The organism is Desulfoluna butyratoxydans (assembly GCF_900699765.1).
Classification (GTDB): Bacteria; Desulfobacterota; Desulfobacteria; order Desulfobacterales; family Desulfolunaceae; genus Desulfoluna; species Desulfoluna butyratoxydans.
This window is the reverse complement of sequence record NZ_CAADHO010000002.1, coordinates 468,277-487,394: the sequence shown is the minus strand read 5'-3', so window position 1 is coordinate 487,394 and position 19,118 is coordinate 468,277. Positions and strand designations below refer to the sequence as shown.

16 protein-coding genes are annotated in these 19,118 nt (G+C 56.3%); 3 read left to right on the top strand and 13 right to left on the bottom strand.

Annotated elements, in window-relative coordinates:
• Positions 1-35: 35 nt before the first annotated feature.
• Together prmA and MSL71_RS07205 are read right to left on the bottom strand one after the other, a co-directional pair.
• Complete coding sequence (prmA, locus tag MSL71_RS07210; RefSeq protein WP_180138241.1) at positions 36-959, bottom strand: 50S ribosomal protein L11 methyltransferase; 924 nt, start codon at positions 957-959, stop codon at positions 36-38.
• A gap of 325 nt (positions 960-1,284) precedes the next feature.
• Positions 1,285-2,664 carry a radical SAM protein gene (locus tag MSL71_RS07205; RefSeq protein ID WP_246317738.1) on the bottom strand — a complete coding sequence of 460 codons (1,380 nt, stop codon included), beginning with the start codon at positions 2,662-2,664 and terminating at the stop codon, positions 1,285-1,287.
• Between the two features lie 390 nt (positions 2,665-3,054).
• On the opposite strand from MSL71_RS07205, the gene MSL71_RS07200 reads away from it, so the two are divergent.
• The 3 genes from MSL71_RS07200 (at position 3,055) to MSL71_RS07190 (ending at position 6,672) form a co-directional block, all read left to right on the top strand.
• Positions 3,055-5,535, top strand: coding sequence for a DEAD/DEAH box helicase (locus tag MSL71_RS07200; RefSeq protein WP_246317737.1), 2,481 nt, complete (start codon positions 3,055-3,057; stop codon positions 5,533-5,535).
• A 184-nt stretch (positions 5,536-5,719) separates the two neighbouring features.
• On the top strand, positions 5,720-6,328 hold the full coding sequence (locus MSL71_RS07195) for an HAD family hydrolase (RefSeq protein ID WP_180138239.1): 609 nt from the start codon (positions 5,720-5,722) through the stop codon (positions 6,326-6,328).
• A complete protein-coding gene (locus tag MSL71_RS07190; RefSeq protein ID WP_180138237.1) occupies positions 6,325-6,672 on the top strand; it encodes a TraR/DksA family transcriptional regulator in 348 nt (115 codons plus the stop codon). The genes MSL71_RS07195 and MSL71_RS07190 overlap by 4 nt, the downstream gene beginning before the upstream one ends.
• Positions 6,673-7,280: 608 nt before the next feature.
• Here the strand turns inward: MSL71_RS07190 and MSL71_RS07185 are convergent.
• The 11 genes from MSL71_RS07185 to MSL71_RS07135 form a co-directional block, all read right to left on the bottom strand.
• Positions 7,281-8,078, bottom strand: coding sequence for a 50S ribosomal protein L11 methyltransferase (locus tag MSL71_RS07185; protein WP_180138235.1), 798 nt, complete (start codon positions 8,076-8,078; stop codon positions 7,281-7,283).
• Positions 8,079-8,393: 315 nt separating this feature from the next.
• On the bottom strand, positions 8,394-8,774 hold the full coding sequence (locus MSL71_RS07180) for a hypothetical protein (protein ID WP_246317736.1): 381 nt from the start codon (positions 8,772-8,774) through the stop codon (positions 8,394-8,396).
• The gene (locus MSL71_RS07175) at positions 8,771-9,421 is read right to left on the bottom strand and encodes a YkgJ family cysteine cluster protein (protein ID WP_246317735.1); all 651 of its coding nucleotides are present in this window, start codon (positions 9,419-9,421) and stop codon (positions 8,771-8,773) included. Before MSL71_RS07175 ends, MSL71_RS07180 begins: the two co-directional genes overlap by 4 nt.
• Positions 9,422-9,557: 136 nt before the next feature.
• Entirely contained in the window at positions 9,558-10,937 is a 1,380-nt protein-coding gene (mnmE, locus tag MSL71_RS07170) for a tRNA uridine-5-carboxymethylaminomethyl(34) synthesis GTPase MnmE (RefSeq protein WP_180138231.1), read from the bottom strand.
• A 330-nt stretch (positions 10,938-11,267) separates the two neighbouring features.
• A complete protein-coding gene (gene jag, locus MSL71_RS07165; RefSeq protein ID WP_180138229.1) occupies positions 11,268-12,083 on the bottom strand; it encodes an RNA-binding cell elongation regulator Jag/EloR in 816 nt (271 codons plus the stop codon).
• A 15-nt stretch (positions 12,084-12,098) separates the two neighbouring features.
• Positions 12,099-13,706, bottom strand: a complete 1,608-nt coding sequence (yidC, locus tag MSL71_RS07160; protein ID WP_180138227.1) for a membrane protein insertase YidC — start codon at positions 13,704-13,706, stop codon at positions 12,099-12,101.
• Between the two features lie 262 nt (positions 13,707-13,968).
• Complete coding sequence (yidD, locus tag MSL71_RS07155; protein WP_425484394.1) at positions 13,969-14,217, bottom strand: membrane protein insertion efficiency factor YidD; 249 nt, start codon at positions 14,215-14,217, stop codon at positions 13,969-13,971.
• Positions 14,174-14,530, bottom strand: coding sequence for a ribonuclease P protein component (gene rnpA, locus MSL71_RS07150; RefSeq protein ID WP_180138225.1), 357 nt, complete (start codon positions 14,528-14,530; stop codon positions 14,174-14,176). The genes yidD and rnpA overlap by 44 nt, the downstream gene beginning before the upstream one ends.
• 145 nt (positions 14,531-14,675) lie before the next feature.
• On the bottom strand, positions 14,676-14,810 hold the full coding sequence (rpmH, locus tag MSL71_RS07145; RefSeq protein ID WP_180138223.1) for a 50S ribosomal protein L34: 135 nt from the start codon (positions 14,808-14,810) through the stop codon (positions 14,676-14,678).
• Between the two features lie 101 nt (positions 14,811-14,911).
• Positions 14,912-16,423: an Rne/Rng family ribonuclease gene (locus tag MSL71_RS07140; protein WP_180138221.1), complete on the bottom strand. Its 1,512-nt coding sequence runs from the start codon at positions 16,421-16,423 to the stop codon at positions 14,912-14,914.
• A gap of 28 nt (positions 16,424-16,451) precedes the next feature.
• Positions 16,452-18,980 carry a TIGR03960 family B12-binding radical SAM protein gene (locus MSL71_RS07135; protein WP_180138219.1) on the bottom strand — a complete coding sequence of 843 codons (2,529 nt, stop codon included), beginning with the start codon at positions 18,978-18,980 and terminating at the stop codon, positions 16,452-16,454.
• Positions 18,981-19,118 lie beyond the last annotated feature (138 nt).

Here is a 19,118-nt window from a genome sequence, read left to right as displayed (position 1 = left end):
GTCGCCGGGGGCTGCTTTTTTTTTGAACGGAACCGTTACGATGCTTTTTTCTTTGCCACCATCACGAGCCAGGACTCTTCAAGGTGACTCTCCACCAGGTCAAACCCGGTCTCATCGAGGCGGGCTTCCACCATGGGGCCCTTCTCATCCAGAATCCCGGAAAGGATCACCAGGGAGTCGTCGTGGACCACCTTGTGGATGTCACCGAGAAGCTCCACCACCACCTCGGCCAGGATATTGGCCACCACCAGGTCGTAGGCTTTACCCGCCTGGGAGATGAGATCGGCGCAGATAACCGAAAAACAATCCGGCACCTGGTTGAGGGCAAGGTTCTCGGCGGCGGTCTCCACAGCCACGGGGTCGTTGTCCACCCCCAGCCCCTCTTTTGCCCCGCACAGGCTGGCCGCCACCAAAAGAATCCCGGATCCGGTGCCCACATCCAGGACTGTCATACCCTCTTTGGTGTGGTGCTCGATCATCTCCACGCACAGGCGCGTGGTGGGATGGGTGCCTGTGCCGAAGGCCATGCCCGGGTCGATGGAGATCACCTTCTCGCCTTCGGCGGGCTCATAGGCCTCCCAGGTGGGACGCACCACAAACCGCTCGGTAAGGTGCACCGGCTTGAAGTTCTCTTTCCAGGCCTCGTTCCAGTCCGTGTCGGGAATGGTGTCGGTGGTAACAACACAGGCAATGCCCGTTCGCTCTGTCAGGGCACCAAGACGCTTTTCAAGGGCGACAACTGCCTCCCCTTCGGTGCCGTCTGCAGTCAGGTAGCCGGTGACAGCGTATTCGGTGTCCTGGCTGTATCCGCCGGGATCCCACCCCTCCACAGGCTCGACATCGGGAAGGGTAACAGAGACCGATCCGATCCCCACTGCGGTAAATTCATCGGCGATGAGCTCATCGGCCGGAAGGTCCCCTTTCGGGGTATAGGTCACACGTATCTCAAGCCATGCCATGGCAGTATTCTCCTTAACTGTGTTGCTGATTCGGCCCCTGGAAAACAACCAAAAGCGATGCCTCCGGCGGCAAGGTGAGCCACCTTGAAAGCTGGTTGCCCCAGCGCTTTCCCCCTCGTTCCTCGGGGAAAAGCGCTGGGGCATTCATGGTCAATTCGACTATTTATTTCTTATATTCCCTCTTACGAGGTATGTCCGATAGGTTAAAACAGTCGGCTTATCCATAACGTTCGACGGGTCCAAGTCGTTGGTAAGACCTGTTTGTCAAACTTTCTAAAAGTTTGGCCCCCGGCAGGGCCGCCGGAGGCTTTTTTAAGCTAAATGGCTACTTCCGTTTTTTCTTGGCCCCGCTTGCTGCCTTGCCCACGGCTTTTTTTGGCACGTTCCGGCCCCCGGGGCGGGTGTCGTACATCTCCCGGGAAGGGTTGAAATAGCCGTGTTTGAGCTTTGGAAACCGTTTTTCCAGCTTCATGATCATGCGCCGGATGCCCACGGGCAGTCCCACGGGACCGGCTTCCTGCATCAGGGTGTAGTACCTTAAGGGGTCAAAGTTCAGGTTGCGCCACTGGATGAGGTCCACGGAGCACGCCTCAACAAATGTGTTTAAGGCCTCCACCTCCTCCAGGCAGTCGGTAACCCCGGGCACGTTGAGGTAGTTGATGGCTTTGTAGGCCCCGTACTCCTTGGCCACGGCAAAGCTCTCCACCACATCTTCGAAGCAGTAGCCATTGGGACGGAAATAGGCGCTGTAGATCTCTTTTCTCACGCTGTTCATGCTCACCCGGATGGAGTCCAGGCCTGCGGCAAAGAGGCGGTCCAGCACCTTGGGCAGGCTGCCGTTGGTGTTCATGTTGATGGTCCCTGTGGTGTTTTGAGCACGGATCAGGGCAATGGCCGGTTCAATCACATCTGCGGCAAGCAAGGGGTCCCCTTCGCAGCCCTGACCAAAGCTTACCACCCCGTTCGGTACCCGCTCAAAGTGGGTAAGGGCCACCTGGCTGATCTCTTCGGGACTGGGGGTAAAATCGATGCGGTCCTGGCAGGAGGAGAGGGAGGGGCCGCTCTGAAAGGAGATGCACCCCAGGCACCGGGCGTTGCATTGGCGCGAGGTGGGCAGCGGCGCTTCGCATCGTCCGATATACAGGTTCTTGGCAGCCGGGCACCCGTAGGAGAGGGCGCAACGCTCCAGATGACGGAACAGGCGGTTGTCGGGAAACCTTTCACGCATCTCCTCCACCCCGTCCTTGACCTTGGGAATGGGCATGAGGCGAAGTTCCTGGCGCTCTTCGGCGTCCACCCTGAAGGAGGCGGTGCGAAACCCCTCATCATACCACCCCACGGCACAATAAGAGAAGAGGGGCAGGGGCTCTGCGCCGTCCTCTTCCACGGCCGCGGCCTGGGCGGTGTTCACGTATCCCGGCGAGTTGAAGGCCGCCACCGGAAAAATACGCTCTTCGGGATTGTACGGGTTGTGGGAGAGGGTCTCTACCACACCCTCTTCCATGTTCCAGACCAGGGCGTACCGGTCGGGAAGCCGCATCAGCTCGCCTCCGTCCGGCATGAACAAGGTCTCCCCTACGGTGAGGGGAATGAGCATCTCTCCGCATCGTCCCACGGCAGCGTAACCTTCCAGATCGAAGATTTCGCCTTTTTCATTTGCCACCAGGGCGGTCACCAGCCTCTCTTTACCATGCGCTCTTACCACTGGAATTGTTTCCCGTTATCTATTATATTTAAAAGGATTTATCAAAAATATTGCCTAAATGGGCCTCTTGCCTGTATATAAGGTACATCCTAAAGCGGGATGCCCTGGTTGTAGCACAAAGGACCGGGGCGTCAAACCGTCTTTTTTTCACAGGATGACCGCTCCGATATCCCCCCCACCGAAGGATCGTGATGCCGGCAGGCCGCACCCGCATCCATCCATCGACGAAAGGGATGTGCTCTTCGAAGGCCTCATCGGAATCTGAGCCATCCAAAGCGATCAGGGCACGACTCCCCGAGCCACACGTACGCCTGACTTTACGCACCGTGGCCATGGTCTCAATCACCAATCACACGCAACATAACTGAAACGATTTGGGAAGAAATACGATTGATACGAAACCTATTTAAACGCATAGCGGAATTTGTCACAGGATCGAGCAAGGACGACGACTCGTCGGCCATACCGTTCGCGGAACTCTCACGCAAAAAAGCGGAAGAACAGGCAAAAAAAGAGCGGGCTGAACGAAAACGACGGCCCCGGGACAAGAAGAACACCGACCAGAAAAAGGACGCGGCCAAGTCCCAACGCGGTGATTCCCGACAGCGCTCCAAGGGCAAGACAACCAAACAGGCCCCTGCCAAACGCGCCTCCGAAGGCCAGAAACCCCGTGAAGAGAAAGCACCAAACCGGAACGGCCGCAACTCCCAGAGCCAGCGACCCCAGCGTGAGGCCTCTCCCAAAAAAGAGGCCCCAAAACGAAACGCGGCCCCGAAGCAGCCCAAAAAGCCTGCCTGGAAGCTTGAAGATTTTCAGGTTCCGGAAAAAGAAGGCGAGGTCCGTTTCCACGACCTTGACCTGCCCATCAAGCTCATGCAGGGCATTGCCGACCTGGGCTTTCAGTACGCCACCCCCATTCAGGCGGGCTGCCTGCCTGAAACCCTGAAGGGCCGGGACGCCATCGGCAAAGCACAGACCGGTACCGGAAAGAGTGCGGCCTTTCTCATCACCATCATCAACCACATTGCAAAGCACCCCATGCGTGGCGGCCCCGAGCGCGGATTTCCCCGTGCTCTGATCCTTGCCCCCACCCGCGAGCTGGCCCTGCAGATCGAAAAAGATGCCCGGGCCCTCTGCAAGTTCACCCCCTACACCATCGTCTCCCTCTTCGGGGGCACCGGTTACGACAAGCAGAAAAAAGGCATGGCCGGTCCCGTGGATATCATCGTGGCCACCCCGGGCCGCCTCATCGACTTCAAGAACCAGAGGCTGGTGGACCTCTCCCGCGTGGAGATCCTGGTCATCGACGAAGCCGACCGCATGCTGGACATGGGCTTCATCCCCGATATCCGTAAGATCGTCTACGCCACTCCCCACAAGGAGCAGCGCCAGACCCTCTTTTTCAGCGCCACCTACTCCAGTGATGTGATGCGCCTGGCCGAGCAGTGGACCCGGGATCCCCATCACACAGAGATCGAGCCCGAAACCGTGGAGTCCGCATCCGTGGACCAGAAGATTTTCCTGGTCACCACCGATGAGAAGTTCCCCCTCCTCTACAACCTCATTACCTTGAGAAAGCTCACCAAGGTTCTGGTCTTCACCAACCGAAGGGACCAGGCACGAAACCTTGCCGAGCGCCTCAACAAGCTCAAAATCAAGGCTGACCTGCTCTCCGGAGAAGTGGCCCAGAACAAGCGCATCCGTGCCCTGGAGGATTTTCGATCCGGCAAGGTCGAGGTGCTCGTGGCTACGGATGTGGCCGCCCGCGGTCTTCACATCGATGAAATCAGCCACGTCATCAATTACAACCTGCCCCAGGACCCCGAGCACTATGTCCACCGTATCGGTCGTACCGGCCGGGCAGGCGCCACAGGCACATCCGTGAGTTTTGCCTGTGAAGACGACTCCTATTACATCCCGGCCATTGAGGAGCTCCTCGGCCACAAGCTGAGCTGCGAGTACCCCGCTGACGAGCTGATTCAGGAGGTGAAGTCTCCGTCACGCAATCAGCGTCAGAGATCTCGAAAGCCCCAGTCTTCCCGTCAGGAGCCCAAGGCACAGGAAGCCGATACCCAGAAGCCTGACCTTGAAAGTTCCCAGGAAGAGGATACTCCCCGTGAGGAGACCGCCCCCAGGGAACCCCGTAAATCAAGGTCACCCCGGGCCAAAAAAGGACCCGCCAAAGGCCCGGCAGCCCACTCTCCCTGGCTTGATCCCATCGCCATGGAAGAGCCGCCGGAAGATGAAGGAACCTCGGATATCCCAGAGACGTCCACTGTAGCCATGCCCGAGTTAACCCTTACGGATAAACCCGAGCCTAAAGCGGACCCTGTGGAAGAACCCGAAGCGGCTCCTGCGGAAGAGCCTGAAGCGGCTCCTGCAGAAGAACCTGAAGCGGCTCCTGCAGAAGAACCTGAGACTGCTCCTGCAGAAGAGCCTGAAGCAGCTCCTGCAGAAGAGCCTGAAGCAGCTCCTGCAGAAGAGCCTGAAGCAGCTCCTGTGGAAGAGCCTGAAACTGCTCCTGCAGAAGAGCCTGAGGCAGCTCCTGTGGAAGAGCCTGAGGCAGTTCCTGTGGAAGAGCCTGAGGCAGTTCCTGTGGAAGAGCCTGAGGCAGTTCCTGTGGAAGAGCCTGAGGCAGTTCCTGTGGAAGAGCCTGAGGCAGCTCCTGCGGAAAAACCTGAGGCAGCCCCTGCGGAAGAACCTGAAACGGCCCCTGCAGAAGCACCTGTCGAAATGGCAAATGAACCCAAGGCCACTTCGCGTCAGCCGAAGAGTCCCCGACCGATTCGTCAGACCCGCCGTCCCAACGCACCTAAGTATCGCAAGCGTTCGGGAGGCCGGTACACGAGCAAGCCTCGCACCGACAGATAAAGCCCCCTGATGACACAAAGCGCCGCTTGAAAAAGCGGCGCTTTTTTTTTGTTTTTTTGATAACAATGCAGGTGAACCTCCGGCCACCCGGAAGGGCTCCATGGATTCGTTTCCTCCGGGTCATCGGTTATCTTCACACAAGCCATCGCGTGACAACGCGATCCAACTGGTTGAGGTGCTCCCAATGAACCAACCCGTCAAGCTGCTGCTCTTTGATATCGGCGGCGTCTTTATCCAGCTCTCCGGCGTGGACCAGATGCTTTCGTGGACAAGGGGCCTCCACACGGAAACAGAACTCTGGACACTCTGGATCAACTCCCGGGCCGTGAAAGAGTTTGAAACCGGTCGGATCACACCCGACACCTTTGCCGCTGAGTTGATCCGTGAATTCTCTCTTCCTGTGGATGTCCCCACCTTTCTGGAAGCCTTTGTCTCCTGGACCACCCAGCCTTTTCCGGGCTTTCAGGAGCTCATGGCGGGCCTCAACGGCGACTACCTCACCGCCTCCCTCTCCAACACCAATGAGCTTCACTGGAACAACCTCTGCGACAGCCTGCACATTCACCGGCTCTTTCACCACAACTTTCCCTCCCACGAACTCGGGTGCATGAAGCCGGACAAGGCCTCCTTTTGCCACGTCCTTGACACCCTTCAGGTGCCCCCGGAGGAGACCCTCTTTTTCGATGATACCCCCGTCAACATCGACGCTGCCCGCGCCCTGGGTATCAAGGCCCATCAGGTCTGCGGCGTAGACAACCTTTCTCAGACACTCAAGGAGCTCGATATCCTGTGACCCCACGTCAGCGCCGGGAACTGAAAACCCATATGGAAAATGAACTCACGCAGCTCAAAGAGGAGCTCGCGGCCACCGAAGCTCACACCAAACCCGCTGTGACCCCGGACAGCGCCATCGGACGCATCTCCCGGGTGGAGGCCATGCAGAGCCGCCACATCGGGGAAGCCTCAGCCCGAGCCAGGAAAACGCGTATCGCTCGCCTCGAACACGCCCTGGACCATGTGGATGATGAGGACTACGGTCTCTGTATTGCCTGCGAGGAACCCATACCCCTGGCCCGCCTGCGACTCATTCCCGAAGCCACCCACTGCGTGGCCTGTGCCGCTGATATGGAGAGGTAAGGCCACTCTTTACGGGTGTCTTCCGGCCGGTCTGGTCGGCACCCCTCACCTTTTTGTGGATGATGTTTCACGTGAAACACCATCCACAACACCATGCTCTGCCCCAACAACCCCTCTGTTAAACCTCCCCTCAAAATCGTCTCCGGCGGGCGGCTTCTTGAAAAAAGCTCCGCAGAACCGTTCCGGTTGAATGGCCGTTATGGGAAGATCACACGGCTCGCCGAAAGCTCTCGGCAGCTGCAGGTCGCTCCGAAGATCTGTTTGTCACACGTTTTAAAATAAGGCCCCCAGCAGAAAAGCCAGGGCAAAGATGAGCTGAATGGTTGCGCGCCATAAAGATCAAAACAACCTGCATCGCGCGCCTGCTCACTGGTTGCTTTCAAATAGCACGGGTTGTGATCCGGTAGAAAGGTGTCGGAGGGTGATAAAGGGAGAGAATGGGAAAAACGTGCCCTTAATGGGCACAAAACACCAGAATATGGACATTATTAAGCTATATAATCAGGATATTACAAAGAAAACAGCCAAATTCACAAGAACTCACACTCTTGAGGGGACAAACATCCATAATCAGAAAAGAGGGCAAAACGGTGAATTATGCGCAAATATCAAAGAGAGCTCTTTTTCATGTGCAATCCAACCCACCCCTGGCGGGTTTTTTGCGCTTTGATATCAAAATGAGACGCGTAAGCCTCTATCACCCTGCCCTCTTCCCCTGACTTGATGCCCGACAGTACCAGATCCCCTGTCGGTGCAGTCCACCGATGAATGGAGTCCTCCAGGGAGATCAAGGTGGGGTATCTCAGGTTGGCTGTGACCACATCATAGTTGTGGACAGAAGAAAACCCATCGGCGTGATGGACGTGAAGGCAATGGGAGTACCCGTTGAGCACGGCGTTCTCCCGGGCATCGTGCATGGCAATGGGATCAATCTCCGTGGCGTCCACATGGGAGCACCCGAGCTTGATGGTTAAAAGGGAGAGCACCCCGGTGCCGGTTCCCAGATCCAGAGCACGGTTCCAGCGGGAACCGTTGTTGTGTGCAGTGGTCATAAACTCCGCACAGAGACGGGTGGTGGGGTGGGTTCCGTTGCCGAAACTGATCCCCTCTTTCATGGTGATGCAACAGGAACCGTCGGTGGAGGAAGGAAGGTGAGGCGGGGCCAGGACAACCCCCGGGACCAGGGAATGGTACCGATTAAGGGACGGCACCACCACGGTGCGTCCCAGCTGCTGGCGATAGGCGAGATGGTTGTTCTCCACACAGCGGGTCAGACAGGCCCGGGCCGTCCGTCGGGTCATGCCGTGATCGGCCATGAGGGTGGCCATGATCTCAGCGGGCGTCAGGGAACGGGTGGTCCCATTTACATGGGCAATCACAACATCATCAACACAGATCGTTTCCATACAGTTCCCTGCTTTGCCTCGGGCGACTCGCTTAGTGAAAAAAGCTCCGCAAAAACGTTCCGGTTGAATGGCTGTTATGGTTAAAACAGTCGGTTCGCCGAAAGCTTGCGGACGGTCCACGTGGTTCGTAAGACCTGCTTGTCAAACCCAGTCCATAAAAGTGGTGAAATATTGGCCCCCGGCAGGAGCGCCGGAGGCTTTTTTGGGGAGCTGAATAGTTCCCTTGGGTCTAACAAACAGGTCATCAAAAACATGTTTATGAGTGTCGTTTTAAAAGTGGCACACCTTGCCGCCGGAGGCATACTGACCTCCCGGTTAATCAAAGGTCAGGGTTTTCCCCTCTTTTTTCAAGAGCTCGTCGTACCAGTGAACAAACTCAAAGGCAGCGCGCACCTTGTCGGTGTTGTTCATCACCCCCATGGCCATCTCCATGACCGACTGGGAGTACTGATTGGACGGATTTTCGGGACCCACCTCGGCCAGGAACTCGCGGATAAGCTGATCCACGGTGCGCTCGGAGCCGTCCACCCGGATATCCAGGGGGTCCTTGGGATCACCAAAGGGGTTCCAGTTCTCGTAGCCCTGCTTCATGATCATCTTCTGGCCCCGTTTTCCCATGGAGTCGAAGATGGCCTTCTTCTTGGCCTCGACTTCCTCATCGGTAAACTCGTTGTGGGTCATGCCGACGGTGCTCATACCTTGACCTCCACCCCTAAATACTCTTCGTTGAAATCGGTTAACAGGACCATGGACAGGGGCATGAGCACGCTTCCCATCTTGGTGAAACGGGAGTCGAGCTTTCTCACCAGCTCCCCTGAAACTTTGTAGAGACGGTTGTACACCAGGTCCATGTTGAGGGTGGGGTAGGCCTTGCCCTGGTCAAAACCGGAGAGACCGCAGGTGTGGCCCTGGCCCCCTGCGGAGGTGGGGATCCCGTACACCCGGCAGGCGATGGGGCGGTAATCGTACATCAGGCAAGTCCCCTCTTCCCCGAGAAGGGGGCAGCGCATGCGCGCTTTGGAGACCTCTTCGATGATGGCCGCATCTGTCTCTCCGGCTTCATGGCGCTTGTACGCTTCTTTCTTGAGCTTGGCCAGAGCCCGGTCCACGGTGTTGGCACGTTCGGTGATTTCGTAGCGCGCCTTGCCCGTGAAGTGCTCATCAAACTTGCTTTTGATGTAGAGGGCCTCCACAAAGGTGAGGTCGAACAGGGCATGGCAGCAATCGTCGCAACCGGCCTTGCAGGTCACCTCGGTGGGAAACTCTGAGTTGACCTTGGTGAACACCTGGCCGACCTGATCCACCAGCGTTTCGTAACGGGTAAATGCCTCTGAAAAATCCATGACCATTCCATCCTATATCTTTGGCCCAGGATGCCGTCACCCCAAAAGGGTCGGCAGTCCCCATGACGGTCCTGCCCTTGTCCTGGGTAATCAATGTTTCACGTGAAACAACCGGCCACCTTCCGCAGGCGCCGGTCTATTTTCCAATGCAGAAATTGCTGAAGATCTCATCTAAAATATCCACCTGAACCTCCTCGCCCAGGATCTCACCCATCAGGTCCATGGCCGAACGGATGTCGATGCTGATGGCATCAAAAGAGAGATGAGAATCTATACCCTCTACAGCATTTTCCACATTATTTAAAGCCTTTCTTACCAGGGCCACCTGGCGTCTGTTGGGAACCAGGGCGCTGCGGTCCTCGGGAAGACGGGTAAGGATCCTGGCCACCACCGCCTCCTTGACAGCGGTTAGCCCCTCCCCGGTCTTCACCGAGACCACCAGGTGCTCAATGCCCTGGGCGTTGAGCCCGTCGGCCGCTCCCCCCGGGTCCAGATCGGCCTTGTTCACCAGCACCAGGCACTGCCGGGAGGCCACATGCTGGCGGATCTGAGCAACGGAGTCAGTGTCCAGATCTTCGGAGCCGTCCACCAGGTAGAGAACCAGATCCGAGGCCTCGATGCTGGAGAGGGTCCGCTCGATGCCGATCTTCTCCACGGGATCTTCCGTGTCACGGATCCCAGCGGTATCGGTCACCTGAAAGGCAATGCCGTCGATGTGAATAAACTCTTCGATGAGGTCCCGGGTGGTGCCCGGGACATTGGTGACAATGGCCCGATCCTGACCCGAAAGGCGGTTCAGGAGGCTCGATTTGCCGGAGTTGGGAGGTCCTGCAATGACCACGCGGATTCCATGGCGGAAGATATCCGACTGGTCGAAATTGTCGATGAGAGAAACCAGGGTGGGGGCCACGGTACCGGTGAGCTGACCACGAATGGTTTCGGCCTGGATCTCTTCGTCCACGTCGTCGGGGAAATCAAGGATCGCTTCCAGGGTAACGGAGATCTGTTTGAGGGTCTCCCGCAAGCCCGCAACAGCTTCACCGAGTTCCCCCTTGACCATGGAGATGGCCATCTCATGGGAGGTGGTGGTCCGGGCGTTGATCAGGTCGATGACGGCCTCGGCCTGGGAGAGGTTGATGCGGCCGTTCAAGTAGGCTCGCTTGGTAAACTCCCCGGGCTCGGCAAGGCGTGCTCCGGCCTCAATGAGAAGGTCCAGGATCTGACGCATGACCACGGGGCTGGCGTGGGACTGGATCTCCACGCAATCTTCAGCCGTATAGGACTTGGGTCCTTTCATGTAAAAAAGGATCACCTCATCCAGGGATGCCCCCTTGCCGTCCTCAAAGGTGCCGTAATAGACCCGGTGACTCTTGGGGTTGGTGACGCCGGAGGCGGACCTGAAAAAGGTCATGGCAATGGAAACGGCCTTCTGGCCGGAGACCCTTATAATGCCGATGCCGCCACGCCCCACGGGCGTGGCAATGGCTGCAATGGTATCAAGATCCAAATAGCTCATAGCTCTTTTCTGCTGTTGTGTTGTTATACCTGCTGATCATAATGCCTCCGGCGGCCCTGCCGGGGGCCAAACTTTTAAAAAGTTTGACAAACAGGTCTTAAGGAAGCCTTTCCAGGCTCCGCCGAAATAATTTCCCCTTTTTTACATTAGAAAAGTTTTTTGCGGAGCTTTTTTCCAAAAAAGCGACCCGCCGGAGGCAAAGGGAGACCACGTCACAGAGGCAATTTATCACATTTAAACTACCACGTCGCCTGCGGGGCGACCATAAAAAAAGCCCGTTTGACCGGGGAACGGCCAAACGGGCTTCAATAGCGTCAAAACCCAGATTATCTATCTGTTTTTATTGCGCATTCCCTTATTTCTCTTGGGAAAAATCACAAGGCGCCGGTAATACCCCTCGCCCATGGACTGGGTGCGCACGCCCCGGTCATCCTTCAGGGTAAGATGGATGATGCGGCGGTCGTGGGAAGACATGTGCCCGATGGTGTGGGGCTTGCCTGTTTTCTTGACCTTTTCAGCCATACGCTGGGCGTGCTGACGGAGTTTTTCCTTGCGCATCTCCAGGTAGCCTTCGATGTCCACCTGGACCCGCACACGCTCCATGCTGTGCTTGTTGATGATCTTATCCAACAGGTACTGGATCGCTTCCAGGGTCTGCCCTTTTTTACCGATCATCACGGCCGCGTTGCCGCCGGTGACGTTGTAGGTGAGGATGTCTCCTTCCACGCTGTAGGCGATCTCGGACTCCTCGGAAATAAAGGAGGCGATCTCTTTTAAAATCTCCACGCCCGCCTCGGCAGGTGTGAGTCCTTTGAAAAAGCCCTCTTCAAAGGTCCGCTCGGTGTACTCGTAGGTGCGGTCCTCCCCTTTGAAGCCGTCGGATTCCGCGGTGGTACGCTCCTCGGATTTGGGAGTCCCGAAGGCCTCGTCCACGAGGGATTTGGCGGCCCGTCCCTGCTTGGCCCTGGTCTGTTTGAGGGTTACGGAGATCTTGGCTTTCTTGGCCCCGAAGAGGCCGAACAGACCGGCGCTCCCCTTGGTCACCACGTTGTAGTCCAGCTCCTCTCTCGGGATATCGAGTTCCTGCAAGGCAGCATCAATGGCTTTTTCCACGGTTCTGCCCTCAAATTCCCTAAGCGAATTCATACACTCCTCCAGAGGTTACGAGAGTTTCTTGGTGATATAGTACTGCTGAGAAATCGAAAGGATGTTGTTTACAAGCCAGTAGAGTACAAGCCCGGATGAAAAGTTCACGAAGATAACCGTCATCACGAGGGGCATCATCATCATCATCTTGGCCTGGGTGGGATCCCCGGTGGAAGGGGACATCTTCTGCTGGAGAAACATGGTGGCACCCATCAGAAGAGTCAGGACCGGAATCCCGGAGGGCTCGGCCATCATGGGGATGTTGAACCCGAAATGGAAGAGACGGTCCGGAGCAGACAGGTCGGTGATCCATCCGAAAAACGGAGCGTGACGCAGCTCAACCGCAGAGTAGAGCATGCGGTAGAGGGCAAAAAAGATGGGCATCTGTACCACCAGGGGCAAACAGCCGCTCATGGGGTTGACCTTGTAGGTCTTGTACAGGGCCATCACCTCCTGGTTCATGCGCTGCTTGTCGTCTTTGTACTTCTCCCGGAGCTTGGCCATGATGGGCTGGAGCTTTTTCATCTCGTGCATGGAGGTGTAGCTCTTGTTGCCCAGGGGCCAGAAGATCAGCTTGATGAGAATGGTCAAAAGGATAATGGCGATGCCGTAGTTGGCAATCACATGGTCGTGGATCAGGTTCATCAGGCTGAGGCAGGGCTTGGCGATGATGTCAAACCAGCCGAAGTTCACCGCCTTGTGCACCGAAGAATCGAGCTTCTTGAGCATGCGGTAGCTCTTGGGGGCTGCCAGGATGTCCACGGTGAGGGTCTTCTCCCCGCCGGGCTGAATCATGCCCGTGGGCAGGTTCATGGCTGCGGTGATCACCCCGCTGTTGTCTGCCAGGGCCATGGAGGTACCGGCAACACCCTTGGGTATGACGGCGGTCATGAAGTAGCGGCTCTGCTGGGCCACCCACTCCACGTTCCCTTTAAAAAGGTTCTTGTCCTCGATCTTCTTGACCTTGACGTTTTCGAGGTGGCCGTCCACAAAACCGCTGGGGCCTTCGAACCCGTAGGTCCTGCCGCCTTCCACCGTGGAGATCAGGCCGAAGGCCAGATTATCGTTGATGGCAAGGGGGCTTCCGTTGCGCAGGGTCACTGTGGAGCCGATGTCGTAGGAGTCCGGGTTGAAGTTGAAGCTGCGGACCACTTCCACGCCCGAAGCGCTGACCCAGCGGTAGGTAAGGCTGGCACCGTTCTCGCCGACCAGAACCTTTTCCTTGTCCACTTCAAACAGGGCGTCCACTGCGCCTTCCACACCGCTGCCCGTCACCGTTAAGGTAAAGGTGCGGTCCACTCCCTCGGGCACGAGGTTTTTAAAGGCGTCCCCTTTCAGGGTCTCTTTGTATTTCTTCAGTTCGAACCGTTTCACCGCGGCTCCGCGGTTGGTGAACTCGATGCGGTAAAGGGGAGACTCCACCACGGTGATGTTTTCCGCCACCACCGTCACAGGCTTGATATCCACGGCAGCTGCTGCCGGCTCCCCGGGTTGGGCCACGGGTTGTTCCACCTGTGTCTCCTGGGGAACGTCCACGGGCTTTTGGGGAGGAAAGAGAAAATTCCACCCTACAAACACAATGATGGAAAGAATGATTGCTGCAAAGAGTCTGACTTGTTCCATTAGGTTCTCCGTTGTTCATCTTCTTTGTATAAGAAAGATGGTGCCTTGTTCATGTGCCAATGGCCCGTCCCTGCCCCGTGGGTTCACAAATGGTGCAACATCAAGGTGCCTGTTGCCGGGCGCTGGAATCTTCTGGACGGTTTCGTAATGTTACGGATGATGCACGGCACAACCATTCATGCGCAGAGGGGCTGGCGTGATCATCGGGTGTTTGCGGGTTCTTCTGGTCGGTGGGTGGGTGCTGAAGCTCTGATGAAGGATTTTATGGAAGCGGGTCGAACCCTCCGGGATGAAACGGGTGGCACTTGAGAATGCGTTTCACCGCCAAAAAGGACCCCTTAAGGATTCCATACCGTTCATAGGCCTCAATGGCGTATGCCGAACATGTGGGATAAAAACGGCATCTGGGACCAATCAAAGGGGAGATCAAATACTGATAGGCCTTTATCAATCCGACAAAGACCTGCTTAAGACTCAGTACTTGCTTTAATTTTTTGAAAAATATGCTCAAGGGATAAAAGGGTCTCTTTATTGCTGAGTTGAGCCGCTGTGCGCTTGGCAATAAGTTGGATATCCCGATTCTCAAAAAAGTGTCGACCGTTTTTCCGAAAATACTCGCGTACAATCCGTTTGATGCGGTTACGCGTGACAGCACCCCCAACCTTTTTTGATACAGTGATGCCTATGCGGGATGTCTGAAGGTTGTTTTCCAGGATATTGGCAACGAAGTGGCGGTTATGGACGGCTGCCCCTTTTCGGTAGAGTTCCTGGAACTGATGTCTCTTGAGAATCCTCAGCTCTTTTGTAAAGGCGTTCGCTCGCAAGTCTTATGTATCCCTGTATCATCGTACACTCCGTCGTGCCTCGTTCCGGCGGACCATAATGCAAGCCGTTTCCGGCCTGCCGATCCCCCAAACGAGGCCCTCGGAGCTACCCTTTAACGAAGGCATCATAAAAATCAAGTGCGTATCAGGCGGACAGGCGCTTACGGCCCTTCGCACGACGGCGCTTGATAATACGACGACCACCGGGAGTGGACATACGATTCATAAAACCGTGCTTTCTGGATCGCTTAAGGTTGCTTGGCTGAAATGTTCGTTTCATATGTGAATACCCCTATTTTACGTTTGATTTCACACTTTTGTGACGTTAAAATAAACCCGGTAACTTAATCATAAAATGCGACGGGTGTCAACAGCCATATTTTACTTGAATTTCTCGGTGAGTTCAAACTCTTCACGGTGAAAACGGCGGATGGGATAGATTTCGATTTTCTTTCCCAGCCGGTACTCTATGGCGCTGATGGTGCTGACCTCGTCTCGATGCAGGTAATCGGCCATCTCTTCGCTCACCTTGAGGGTAAAAATATCCCCCATCATGTCCCGGGCGTGACGATGGATCTCCCGATAGATCTTCTGGGAGATGGTGGTTTTTGAGATGGTGTATCCGTCCCCGTAACACAAAGGACACTCCTCGCAGAGCATCCGGGTCAACGATTTTCTTACCCGCTTTCGGGTCATCTGGACCAACCCGATCTCGCTCATGGGAAGGATGTTTGTCCGGCACTTGTCCTTTTTAAACGCCTCCTTCAAGGACTCAAAGACACGCTCCCGGTTCTCCAGATTCTCCATGTCGATAAAATCGAGGATGATGATTCCCCCGATGTTCCGGAGGCGCACCTGGGCGGAAATTTCCCGGATCGCCTCCAGGTTGGTCTTGAAGATGGTCTCTTCAAAGTTGTGCTTGCCCACGTAGCGACCGGTGTTGACGTCGATGGAGGTCAACGCCTCGGTCTGCTCGATGACAATGTACCCCCCGCACTTGAGCCACACCTTCTTTTTCAGGGCACGGGTGATGTCCCCTTCCAGGTTGAAGGCCTCAAAAATAGGCTCGGACCGATCGTAGTACTCCACCTTCACCTTGAGCTCGGGCATGATCTTTCGGATGAAGTTGTTCACCGAATCGAACCCGAACTTGTTGTCGATGGTGAGGCGGTCCGCCTCGTGGGTCAACAGGTCCCGGATGGCCCGAAAGGTCACGGTGAGGTCTCGGTGGAGACGATAGGGAGCCGAAAAGCTCCGGTACCGTTTCTTGATGTTCTCCCAGGAGTTGACCAGAAGGTCCATCTCCCGCTTGAGCTGCTCTTCGGCGATCCCCTCCCCTGCGGTACGGAAAATATATCCGTAAGGGACATCCCGCTTGTCGCTGATCAGATCCCGCAGACGGGTGCGCTCCTCCTCGCTGGCAATGCGCTTGGAGATGCCGATGTGATCCACGTTGGGCATGAGCACCAGGTAACGGCCCGGCAGAGAGATGTAGGTGGTGATGCGGGCCCCCTTGGTGCCGATGGGGGATTTCACCACCTGGACCATGAGCTCCTGGCCCTCTCGGAGCAGCTCTTCAATGGGAATCTGCCGGCCGGTGTTGTCCGGAGCAAACTCCTTGTTGCCGTTTTCGCTGTACGGCGCCTCATGTTCCCCGATGTTCTGCTTCTTCTGAACGTCGTCCACATAGATAAAGGCCGCCTGGTTGAGGCCGATATCCACAAAGGCAGCCTGCATGCCCGGCAGGACACGCTGCACACGGCCTTTATAGATATTGCCGTTGATGTTGGTATCATCGCCGCGCTCAACAAAAAGCTCAACGATATTACCATCTTCCAGGAGGGCCACACGGGTCTCCTGTTCCGTTACGTTAACAACCAGTTCCTTGTACATGTATAGGGACCACGATTCGGTTATCGGGTTAAGAGACTTCGTCAATCCGGCAGATTTTTACCAGACCCAGGTGAGCAGCGGCGTCATCGGCAAGGGAGAAAATATGCTTCACTGCGAGATCAGGACGGATGACCACGCCATCAATCCCTTTGAGATCGATGGTCAACTGAGAGGGGGAGAGAATCTCCACTCCTCTGACAAACAGCTTTAAATCAACCTCTTTTATATTTCCTTTTTTGCCCTTTTTTTCAATTATAAAATTATTTAATTCCATAAATTTACTTAAACAATGGGCATCAAAAAGATCGGATCGCGCCTGTACCTTGTATCTGAACGTATCGTCTTTCGGGCCTTTGGTTTTAACAAATGGCGCGATATCCCGAATTTCTATTCCTTCAACAAGATGTTGGTTCAATTTATTTTTTATCTCACCTGAAGAGAGCTCAGAGGCCACGGAAACCACGAACGCCTCCTCCAGGCTCTCCATGCCCAGGGGCATGGGATCGGAAAAGGTAATCCGGGGCCGGGGGTTGTACCCGTGGGACTTTTCGATGGTAAGCCCGGCTCGCCGAAAGGCCTTGGTGACGATGTTGACCAGCTCCAGATGACCGAAAAAGCGGGCATTACCCACCTTGGTGTAGGTCAGGCTGTACTTCACGAAGGGCCCCGGTTCAAAAGCCTGAACCGGAGTGGCCGGAGCCTCGTCTTCCAGGGGAGCGCAGATCACGGGGCGGATGGTCTTGAAATCGCAGATCCCGCAGCCGGAACAGTTTCCGTACCGGCAGTCAGGGGTCAGGGAGGCACACAGGGCCCTTGCCCTCTCCTTCTTCAGGTAGGCCTTGGTGACACCGGAGTCGATGTGATCCCAGGGCAACGGCTCGTCCAGGCTGCGATGACGACGGCAGAGGAGGTCCCAGTCCAGCCCTTCCTCTTCAACGGCCTCACGCCAGAGCCCAAGGTCCATGTACTCGCTCCAGCCGTCAAGGCGGCATCCCTTCTCCCAGGCCCGGATCAACAGGGAGGTCAGGCGACGGTCCCCGCGGGACCAGATCCCCTCCAGCCAGCTGATGTCCGTGCTTCCCCACTTCAGGGTCACACCGCGCATGCGCAGGCTCTCTTTAAGCCAGCAGATCTTCTCCCACGCCTCGTCCCGGGTAATCTGCCCCTCCCACTGAAACACCGAGTGGGGCTTGGGAATAAAGGTGGAGACACTCACGTTGATGACCGCCCGCTTGTTCCGGGTAAGACCGCGCAAGGTCTTCACCAAATCCACAATACCCTGGAGGTCTTCGTCGGTTTCCGTGGGAAGCCCGATCATGAAGTAGAGCTTGATGGTGGTCCAGCCCAGTTCAAAGGCGCTCTTAACCGTGCCGATGATGTCCTCTTCGGAGATCCCCTTGTTGATGACGTCCCGAAGGCGCTGGGTCCCCGCTTCCGGTGCAATGGTAAACCCGGTCTTGCGGACGTTCTTGATGATCTCCATGAGCTCGCCGGTCAGGCGGCCCGCCCGGATGGAAGGAAGGGAAACCGCCACCTTCTCCCCGTCGGCACAACACCCCGAAGTGATCCCCCGCATGAGCTGGGCCAGCTGCTCGTAGTCCCCGGTGCTTAGCGAGAGAAGGGAGATGTCGTTGTACCCCGTGGTCTCAAGGGATTCGCCGCTTAAGCTCAGGAGATCGTCCACGCTGCGCTCCCTCACCGGCCGGTAAATCATGCTGGCCTGGCAGAAACGACAGCCGCGGGTGCATCCCCGGGAAATTTCCAGGCGAAGCCGGTCATGCACAGGTTTGCCAAAGGGAATCACCGGCTTTTCGGGAAAGGATTCCTTGGAAAGCTCAGGAACAATGGCCCGTTTCACCCTGGGAATCGACGGATTCCTGGGCTTGACCACGGCCACAGTGGCGCCTTCGTCGCCCATGGCCTCGTAACTCACATCAAATCGCGAGGGCACGTAAACCCCGGCAATCTGCTCCACCTGGGTGAGCAGGGCCTCTTTGTCCGCACCGCTCTTGCGCCAGACGGCAATGGCCTCGGCCACCTCCACCAGCGCCTCTTCACCGTCGCCCACAATCAGAAAGTCGAAAATCTCGGCCACGGGCTCGGGGTTGAAGGTGCAGGGCCCCCCTGCAATCACCAGGGGATGGGATGCATCCCGGTCCTTGGCAAGGAAGGGAATCCCGGACAGGTCCAGCATGGTCAGGACGCTGGTGTAGTTCAGCTCGTAGAGGAGGCTGAACCCCACCACATCAAAGTCACCCAGGGGCGTCCGTGTCTCCAGGGAGAAGAGAGGCTCTCCCTTCTCTTTGAGCAGGGCCTCCATGTCAGGTGCCGGGGCAAACACGCGCTCGGCATAGATGTTCTCCCGCTTGTTAAGCAGGGCATAGAGAATCTGGATCCCGAAATGGGAGGTGCCGATATCGTAAAGGTCCGGAAACGCCAGCACCATATGCAGATCCACGGCTTCCGGGTTTTTCACCACACGGTTCACCTCGGTCCCCAGATACCGGCTCGGTTGGGCCACCTCGGTGAGGAGGTCTTGAATCGTCGTATTGTCCATGTTACGTTATTTTATAACCTTTTGAAATCTTAAGGATTTTATTTCGCATCGAATTGTAAACATTTCATAATAGACCACATTTCAATAAAATACCATACGCTAAATCCCCAGGGTTAACGCATTTAGATTTTTGCCTCC

What these genes read in the sequence shown, in the direction of transcription:
- prmA (WP_180138241.1), bottom strand. Translation starts at nt 959, where the DNA reads ATGGCATGGCTTGAGATACGTGTGACCTATACCCCGAAAGGGGACCTT.
- MSL71_RS07195 (WP_180138239.1), top strand. Translation starts at nt 5,720, where the DNA reads ATGAACCAACCCGTCAAGCTGCTGCTCTTTGATATCGGCGGCGTCTTT.
- MSL71_RS07185 (WP_180138235.1), bottom strand. Translation starts at nt 8,078, where the DNA reads ATGGAAACGATCTGTGTTGATGATGTTGTGATTGCCCATGTAAATGGG.
- MSL71_RS07180 (WP_246317736.1), bottom strand. Translation starts at nt 8,774, where the DNA reads ATGAGCACCGTCGGCATGACCCACAACGAGTTTACCGATGAGGAAGTC.
- MSL71_RS07175 (WP_246317735.1), bottom strand. Translation starts at nt 9,421, where the DNA reads ATGGATTTTTCAGAGGCATTTACCCGTTACGAAACGCTGGTGGATCAG.
- mnmE (WP_180138231.1), bottom strand. Translation starts at nt 10,937, where the DNA reads ATGAGCTATTTGGATCTTGATACCATTGCAGCCATTGCCACGCCCGTG.
- jag (WP_180138229.1), bottom strand. Translation starts at nt 12,083, where the DNA reads ATGAATTCGCTTAGGGAATTTGAGGGCAGAACCGTGGAAAAAGCCATT.
- yidC (WP_180138227.1), bottom strand. Translation starts at nt 13,706, where the DNA reads ATGGAACAAGTCAGACTCTTTGCAGCAATCATTCTTTCCATCATTGTG.
- rpmH (WP_180138223.1), bottom strand. Translation starts at nt 14,810, where the DNA reads ATGAAACGAACATTTCAGCCAAGCAACCTTAAGCGATCCAGAAAGCAC.
- MSL71_RS07140 (WP_180138221.1), bottom strand. Translation starts at nt 16,423, where the DNA reads ATGTACAAGGAACTGGTTGTTAACGTAACGGAACAGGAGACCCGTGTG.
- MSL71_RS07135 (WP_180138219.1), bottom strand. Translation starts at nt 18,980, where the DNA reads ATGGACAATACGACGATTCAAGACCTCCTCACCGAGGTGGCCCAACCG.